The organism is Mesotoga sp. HF07.pep.5.2.highcov (genome assembly GCF_003666285.1).
Taxonomy (GTDB): domain Bacteria; phylum Thermotogota; class Thermotogae; order Petrotogales; family Kosmotogaceae; genus Mesotoga; species Mesotoga prima.
In genome coordinates this window covers 1-581 of the sequence record NZ_JFHJ01000097.1, presented here as the reverse complement: position 1 = coordinate 581, position 581 = coordinate 1, and the positions used below count along the sequence as shown (strand labels likewise).

Below are 581 nucleotides of genomic sequence, written 5' to 3'. Positions count from 1 at the left end.
CTCGACCCATCATCGAAGATGTCTCGCCCGTTCCAGGAATCGATTTTAGTTCCAAAGCCCCCATTCAGTCTCTTGAGTTCGATCGCATCGGAATGGACTTCTCTCCTGATCTCCTCATCTACAAAGGCAAGCATCTGATGAACATCAAAAACCCTTACTGGAAGATCACAGTAACCAAGATAGTCGGCGAGTTTTCTGTAAGCCTTGACATGAATGCCGGTCGTCCTCATTCCTCCCAGATCTATGGGAACGCGATCAGGTTCGTTGTGGCCCAAAGCAGTAAGGATTCTTTCACGCGATGTCATCTGCTCACCTCTGCTCAATTATGTTTCAAGCTAGACAACCTGATTATAGCCTTTGCTGAACTGATCAGGAAGGATTGTGAGAGTCTGAGAAGAGAGGAGCATTGTGCCAGAGCTTGGAATTCTGAATCTAAACGTTTTAACTTCAGTCGATCCTGGGATTTCCACATCCCTGAAAAGCTCATCATTGCACATAAATAAGTGAGTTAAATACCATTAATTAGCTGTTTCTTGCATGAGTTCGTATTCGAATCCTGATGATCCTGATCTTAAATCCTC

At 44.4% G+C, this 581-nt stretch carries 1 pseudogene; it reads right to left on the bottom strand.

The annotated features are described in order from the left end of the window. Positions 1–305, bottom strand: a pseudogene (locus BG32_RS01665) (uroporphyrinogen decarboxylase family protein); the annotation flags it as partial. Positions 306–581: the final 276 nt, after the last annotated feature.